The sequence below is a fragment of the Georgenia sp. 311 genome (genome assembly GCF_006151955.1).
In the GTDB taxonomy this organism is placed as follows: Bacteria; Actinomycetota; Actinomycetes; order Actinomycetales; family Actinomycetaceae; genus Oceanitalea; species Oceanitalea wutianyii.
This window is the reverse complement of record NZ_VDFS01000060.1, coordinates 64,695-71,216: the sequence shown is the minus strand read 5'-3', so window position 1 is coordinate 71,216 and position 6,522 is coordinate 64,695. Positions and strand designations below refer to the sequence as shown.

The 6,522-nt window shown below is 74.0% G+C and carries 8 protein-coding genes; 6 read left to right on the top strand and 2 right to left on the bottom strand.

Annotation, left to right across the window (positions count from 1 at the left end):
* The first annotated feature begins 43 nt into the window (after nt 1-43).
* Entirely contained in the window at nt 44-1,117 is a 1,074-nt protein-coding gene (disA, locus tag FHE66_RS15630; protein WP_139949063.1) for a DNA integrity scanning diadenylate cyclase DisA, read from the top strand.
* A 6-nt stretch (nt 1,118-1,123) separates the two neighbouring features.
* Here the strand turns inward: disA and FHE66_RS13025 are convergent, their stop codons facing one another.
* Nucleotides 1,124-1,759 carry a hypothetical protein gene (locus tag FHE66_RS13025; RefSeq protein WP_139073398.1) on the bottom strand — a complete coding sequence of 212 codons (636 nt, stop codon included), beginning with the start codon at nt 1,757-1,759 and terminating at the stop codon, nt 1,124-1,126.
* A gap of 69 nt (nt 1,760-1,828) precedes the next feature.
* Between FHE66_RS13025 and FHE66_RS13020 the strand changes: the two genes are divergently transcribed.
* The 3 genes from FHE66_RS13020 (at nt 1,829) to FHE66_RS13010 (ending at nt 3,912) form a co-directional block, all read left to right on the top strand.
* Nucleotides 1,829-2,713, top strand: a complete 885-nt coding sequence (locus tag FHE66_RS13020; RefSeq protein ID WP_139073397.1) for an A/G-specific adenine glycosylase — start codon at nt 1,829-1,831, stop codon at nt 2,711-2,713.
* Between the two features lie 65 nt (nt 2,714-2,778).
* Nucleotides 2,779-3,231, top strand: a complete 453-nt coding sequence (locus FHE66_RS13015) for a hypothetical protein (protein WP_139073396.1) — start codon at nt 2,779-2,781, stop codon at nt 3,229-3,231.
* A 12-nt stretch (nt 3,232-3,243) separates the two neighbouring features.
* Complete coding sequence (locus FHE66_RS13010) at nt 3,244-3,912, top strand: nucleoside/nucleotide kinase family protein (protein WP_139073395.1); 669 nt, start codon at nt 3,244-3,246, stop codon at nt 3,910-3,912.
* On the opposite strand, the gene FHE66_RS13005 is transcribed toward FHE66_RS13010, so the two are convergent.
* Nucleotides 3,909-4,466 (bottom strand): amino-acid N-acetyltransferase, encoded by a 558-nt coding sequence (locus FHE66_RS13005; protein ID WP_139073394.1) that lies wholly within the window; start codon nt 4,464-4,466, stop codon nt 3,909-3,911. The genes FHE66_RS13010 and FHE66_RS13005 overlap by 4 nt on opposite strands.
* Nucleotides 4,467-4,579: 113 nt before the next feature.
* Between FHE66_RS13005 and FHE66_RS13000 the strand changes: the two genes are divergently transcribed.
* The gene (locus FHE66_RS13000) at nt 4,580-4,990 is read left to right on the top strand and encodes a Fur family transcriptional regulator (RefSeq protein ID WP_139073393.1); all 411 of its coding nucleotides are present in this window, start codon (nt 4,580-4,582) and stop codon (nt 4,988-4,990) included.
* A 37-nt stretch (nt 4,991-5,027) separates the two neighbouring features.
* On the top strand, nt 5,028-6,522 hold a 1,495-nt coding region (locus FHE66_RS12995), incomplete at its 3' end, for a catalase (protein ID WP_139073429.1).

Here is a 6,522-nt window from a genome sequence, read left to right as displayed (position 1 = left end):
GGGGCGTCGCGACGCCCCCCGCACCGACACCCGAGGAGAGCACGTGGCCGAGAAGCTCGACACGCTGCTGCGCGCCACGCTGCAGGCGGTCGCGCCAGGCACCGAGCTGCGTGACGGACTGGAGCGCATCCTGCGCGGCCGGACCGGCGCGCTCATCGTCCTCGGCTACGACGACGTCGTCGAGAGCCTGTGCTCCGGCGGCTTCGACCTCGACGTGGAGTTCTCCGCCACCCGGCTGCGCGAGCTCGCCAAGATGGACGGCGCCGTCGTCGTCGACTACCCGCGCCGACGCATCCGGCGCGCCAACGTCCAGCTCATGCCGGACACGAGCGTGGAGACGAGCGAGTCCGGCATGCGCCACCGCACGGCCGAGCGCGTGGCGAAGCAGACCGGCTTCCCGGTGATCACGGTGAGCCAGTCGATGCGCATCGTCGCCCTGTACGTGGCCGGCGTGCGCCACGTCGTCGAGGACTCCAGCGCCATCCTGTCCCGCGCCAACCAGGCCCTGGCCACCCTCGAGCGGTACAAGGCCCGCCTCGACGAGGTCTCCGGCACGCTGGCGGCGCTGGAGATCGAGGACCTCGTCACCGTCCGCGACGTCACGACCGTCGTCCAGCGCCTGGAGATGGTCTCGCGGATCTCGGCGGAGATCGACGGCTACGTCGTCGAGCTCGGGGCCGACGGACGCCTGCTGTCCCTCCAGCTCGACGAGCTCATCGGGGGCCTGGCACCGGACCGCGAGTACATCATCCGGGACTACAGCGCCCGCGCCGGAGACGGCGTCGCCGGGGTCCTCGCCCGGCTCGCGGCGCTCACCTCGACCGAGCTCATCGAGATGTCGGCGATCGCGCGCGCCCTGGGCGTCGGCGGGCCGGACGGCCAGTCCCTCGACGACCCGCTGAGCCCGCGGGGCTACCGGATGCTCTCCCGCATCCCCCGCCTGCCCGCCTCGGTCGTCACCGCCCTCGTCGAGCACCTCGGGCCGCTGCAGAAGCTGCTCGCGGCGAGCACCGACGACCTCCAGCAGGTGGACGGCGTCGGCCCGCAGCGAGCGCGGTCGGTGCGCGAGGGCCTGTCCCGGCTCGCCGAGTCCTCGATCCTCGAGCGCTACGTCTGACCCGGCTCAGCCGATCGTGAAGACGACCGGCTCGCCGCCCACGGGCTGGCCACCGAGGGTGAGGCCCACCCGGTAGGTCCCGGCTCCCGCGAACGGCTGGTCGGCCGGGCACCCCTCGGCGGAGCGTCGACCGTCCCAGGCCAGGCTCACCGGTGCCTCGGCCCCGGCGTCCAGGAGGAGCTCGTTGGTCGCGTCCCCCGCGCACTGCGCCGAGGTCCACACCTGGTCCGCGCCGGAGACGACCGTCGCGACGAGCGCGCGCGGCCCGGCGTCGAGCAGGCACGGGCCCTGGCCGGCGTTGCGCACGGTCACCTGGAAGGTCGTGCCCGAGCCGACGGCGAGCGCGGCGGGCTCCAGCGCGACGCGCGCCTCCACGGTGCCCGCGTCGCACGCGGCGACGCCGCCCGTGGTGGGCTCGGGGGTCGGCGCGGGGGTCGTGGGCGCCTCGGTGGGCTGCTCCTGCGCTTCCGGCGTCCCCTCGCCCGAGGAGGGCGGGGCCGCACCGGCGTCCCGGCCGAGCAGGGCGCTGACGCCCCACACGATGCCGCCGACGAGGAGGAGGAGCACGAGCAGGGCCACGGCCCTGCGGCGCCAGTAGACCGACGGAGGGTGGCGGCGGCGGGGACCTGTCGAGCTGCTCACGCCACGACGGTAGGCACGCCCGGCGCCCTGGCGGCGACGGCTCGCCGGGAGGAGGCAGACTTGGGCACGATGCACGACCTCCACACCACCGTCGCCGCCTGGTATGCCCGCCATGCCCGCGACCTGCCGTGGCGCCGGCCCGGCACGACGCCGTGGGGCGTGCTCGTCAGCGAGGTCATGTCCCAGCAGACCCCGGTCGCCCGGGTCGCCCCGGTGTGGGAGCAGTGGATGGAGCGCTGGCCGCGGCCCGCCGACCTCGCCGCCGCCTCCCCGGCCGACGTCCTGCGTGCCTGGCACGGTCTGGGCTACCCCCGGCGGGCCCTGCGGCTGCGCGAGTGCGCCGCCGCCGTCGCCGGCCGCTTCGCCGGGGAGGTGCCGGAGGGTGAGGAGGAGCTGCGCTCGCTGCCCGGAGTGGGGGACTACACGGCGGCGGCCGTCGCGAGCTTCGCCCACGGCCGACGGGCCCTCGTCCTGGACACGAACGTCCGGCGCGTGCTCACCCGGGTGTCGGAGGGGCGGGCGCTGCCGCCGCCCGCACTCACCGTCGCCGAGCGCGCCCACGCCGCCGGTCTGCTGCCCGCCGACCCGGCGCTGGCGGTGCGGTGGAACGAGGGGGTCATGGAGCTCGGCGCGCTCGTGTGCACCGCGCGCTCACCGCGGTGCCCGCAGTGCCCGCTGGCCGACCGCTGCCGGTGGCGCCTGGCCGGCTCCCCGCCGGACGCCGACGCCCCACGGCGCCGCACCCAGGCCTGGCACGGCACCGACCGCCAGGCACGAGGCCGGGTCATGGCGCGCCTGCGCGCGCTGCCGGACGGGGCGAGCCTGGCCGAGGAGGAGCTGCTCGCCGGGCTGACGGCCGCCGACCCGCAGCAGCCGCAGCGCGCCCTCGCCGGACTCCTCGCCGACGGCCTCGTCGGGCAGCCCGCCCCCGGCCGTTACGCCCTGCCGTCCTGACCCTGTGGCCCGTCGCACCCGCCCACCGCGCCGGGCAGGGTCCTGGCCACCGTAGGGTTTCGGGTGTGGAGAGCCCCTCGGTACCCCAGGACGTCCTCGTCGCCCGCGCGATCCGCGCCCTGCGTGACGCGGTCGTGGCGTGCGGCGCCGCCTGCCTCGGCCTGGCGGTCGTCGCCGCCGCGATCCTCGCCCTCAGCGGCTCGGACCCGACGCTCGTCGGCCCGGCGGTGTCCGTCCTCGGCGGCGGGCAGCTCCTCGCGATCGTCGGGGCGGTCGTCGGCGCACTGGGGCTGCGGGGCGTGCTCGCCGGCCGTCCCCCCGCGCAGACCCTCACGGTGACGTCGGCGCGCCTGCACCGGGTCCAGCTGGCGGTGCTCGTGTGGTGCGTCGTCGCGGTCGCGGCGTGGACCGTCGTCGAGCCGGCGACGGCGGTGCTCACCCTCGCCCTCGGTGTCGTGTCCGCCCAGCTCACCCTCGTCGTCGTCCTCGTCCGCCGGCGGCTGGCGCAGGCGCGCTGACCGCGCCCGGCCATGTCCGTACCGGCTCCGACCCGTCCCGTCGTCCTGTCCGCGGACGTGCCCACGCTCGTCGCGCGCGCCCGGGCGATGCTCGCGGGCGAGGGCCGCCGGGTCCTCGGGCTCGCCGGGCCACCCGGCGCGGGGAAGTCGACCCTGGCCGCCGAGCTCGTCGCGGCGCTGGCCCCCCAGGCCGCGCTCGTCCCGATGGACGGCTTCCACCTGAGCAACGCGGTGCTCCACGCGCTCGGCCGGCGCGGCCGCAAGGGCGCCCCGGACACCTTCGACGCCGCCGGCTACGCCCACCTGCTCGCCCGGCTGCGCGACCCCCGGGAGGGCACCGTCTACGCACCGGACTTCGACCGCACGCTGGACGAGCCGGTCGCGGCGGGCATCCCCGTCGGGCCCGAGGTGCGGCTCGTGGTGACGGAGGGCAACTACCTCCTGCTCGACGACCCGGCCTGGCGGGCGGCCGCGGCCCACCTCGACGCCACCTGGTACGTCGACCTCGAGGACGAGGAGCGGCGGCGCCGGTTGCGGGCACGGCACGAGGCCCACGGGATGGACCCGCGGGCCGCCGCCGCGTGGACGCTGGGCACCGACGAGCCGAATGCCGCGCTCGTGCGCGCGGTGCGGGACAGGGCCGACCTCGTCCTCACCCTGCGCGAGGCCGGGTCGGGCTAGTCGAGCTCGAGGAGCATCCGGGAGTTGCCCAGGGTGTTGGGCTTGACCCGGGCGAGGTCGAGGAACTCGGCGATGCCGTCGTCGTGGGAGCGCAGCATCTGGGCGAAGACGTCGGTCCCCACCGGGGTGCCCTCGATGACCCGGAACCCCAGCTGCTGGAAGAAGTCGACCTCGAAGGTGAGGCAGAAGACCCGCCGCAGCCCCAGGATCCTCGCCCGCTCGAGGAGAGCGCTGAGCACGTGGCGGCCCACCCCGCGCCGCTGGTGCTCCTGGGAGACGGCGAGCGTGCGGACCTCGGCGATGTCGTCCCACATGACGTGCAGGGCGCCGCACCCGACGACCTCCCACGTGCCGTCCTCCCCCGGGAGCTCCGCGACGAGGAACTCCTGGATCGCCTCGAAGTAGCTGATGAGCTCCTTGGCGATGAGGATGCGCTCCTGCGCGTAGGGGGTGACGAGGTCGTAGATGCGGCGGGCGTCGGCCGGCAGGGCGGGACGGACGATGACCGAGGGGTCGGCGGGGCCGTCCGGGTAGGCGCCACTCGTCGTGCTCATCGCCGAATGATGGCAGAAGGCCCGCCGTCGCCCGTCCCACGACCGGGGTGCGGGCACTGACCGGAGTCGTTCAAAATCTTGACCTATTCCAGAAAAGACCCTATGGTCGACACATGCCCACAGACCACGCCGAGCTGCTCCGCGCCGCCGACCTCCGGGTCACCGCGCCGCGGCTCGCCGTGCTCGCGGAGGTCGCGGCCCAGCCGCACGCCACGGCGGACGACGTCCGGCGCGGGGTGCACGAGCGCCTGGGCACGGTGTCGACGCAGGCCGTCTACGACGTCCTGCACGCGCTCACCGACGCGCGGCTCCTGCGGCGGATCGAGCCCGAGGGCTCACCCGGCCGCTACGAGCTCAACCGGGGGGACAACCACCACCACGTGGTGTGCCGGTCCTGCGGCGACATCGGCGACGTGCCGTGCGCCGTCGGGCACGCCCCGTGCCTGACCCCCAGTACCGACCACGGGTTCACGGTCGACACCGCCGAGGTCCTCTACTGGGGGACGTGCCCCACCTGCCGCTGACGGCAGCAGCACCATTCGTATCGCAGAAGGAGACACCATGACCCAGAACGCCCCCGGCCCCCAGCCCACGGGTTCGACGACGGGCTTCGGCATGCCGAACGCCTCGGACCGCAACTCGCTGTCCCTGGGCAGCAACGGCCCGCTGCTGCTCCACGACGTCCGCCTCGTCGAGACGCTCGCGCACTTCAACCGCGAGCGCGTGCCGGAGCGCAACCCGCACGCCAAGGGCGCCGGCGCGTTCGGCACCTTCACCACCACCGAGGACGTCAGCCGCTACACCAAGGCCGCCCTCTTCCAGCCGGGTGCCAAGACCGAGATGCTCGCCCGCTTCTCGACCGTCGCCGGTGAGCAGGGCTCGCCCGACACGTGGCGCGACGTCCGCGGCTTCTCGCTGAAGTTCTACACCTCCGAGGGCAACTACGACCTCGTCGGCAACAACACCCCCGTCTTCTTCCTGCGCGACCCGATGAAGTTCCCCCACTTCATCCGCTCGCAGAAGCGTCTGCCGGGCTCCGGCCTGCGCGACAACACCATGCAGTGGGACTTCTGGACGCAGAACCCGGAGTCGGCCCACCAGGTCACCTACCTCATGGGTGTGCGCGGCCTGCCCCGCACGTGGCGCCACATGAACGGCTACGGCTCGCACACCTACATGTGGGTCAACGCCCAGGGTGAGCGTTTCTGGGTGAAGTACCACTTCCACACCGACCAGGGCATGGAGTTCCTCAGCAACGAGGAGGCCGAGGCGCTGGCCGGCTCGGACGCCGACTACCACCGTCGCGACCTCTACGAGGCGATCGAGCGCGGCGAGAACCCCTCGTGGACGCTGTCGGTCCAGGTCATGCCGTACGCGGACGCGAAGACCTACCGGTTCAACCCCTTCGACCTCACCAAGGTGTGGCCGCACGCGGACTACCCGCTCATCAAGGTCGGCACGATGGAGCTCAACCGCAACCCGCAGAACTTCTTCGCGGAGATCGAGCAGGCCGCCTTCGCGCCGTCGAACACCGTCCCGGGCATCGGGGTCTCGCCCGACAAGATGCTCCTCGGCCGCGTGTTCTCCTACGCCGACGCCCAGCGCGCCCGCATCGGGACGAACTACCACCAGCTCCCGGTGAACAGGCCGATCGTCGAGACCAACGACTACCTCATCGACGGCAACATGACGTTCACCCACTCGGGCACCGCCCCCGTGTACGCGCCGAACTCCTACGGCCGTCCCTACGCCGACCAGACCGGCCCGGTCGAGGACGGCTGGGAGGCCGACGGCGACATGGTCCGCAGCGCCTACGCGCTGCACTCCGAGGACGACGACTTCGGCCAGGCCGGCACCCTCGTCCGCGAGGTGTTCGACGACGCGCAGCGTGAGCAGCTCGTCCGGACCGTCACCGGCTCGCTCCTCGGCGGGGTGCAGGAGCCGGTCCTGTCCAACGCCTTCCAGTACTGGAAGAACGTCGACCAGAGCATCGGTGAGCGCATCGAGGCCGCCTACTGGGCGGGCAAGGGCGACGAGCACGTCGGTGGCGACCCGC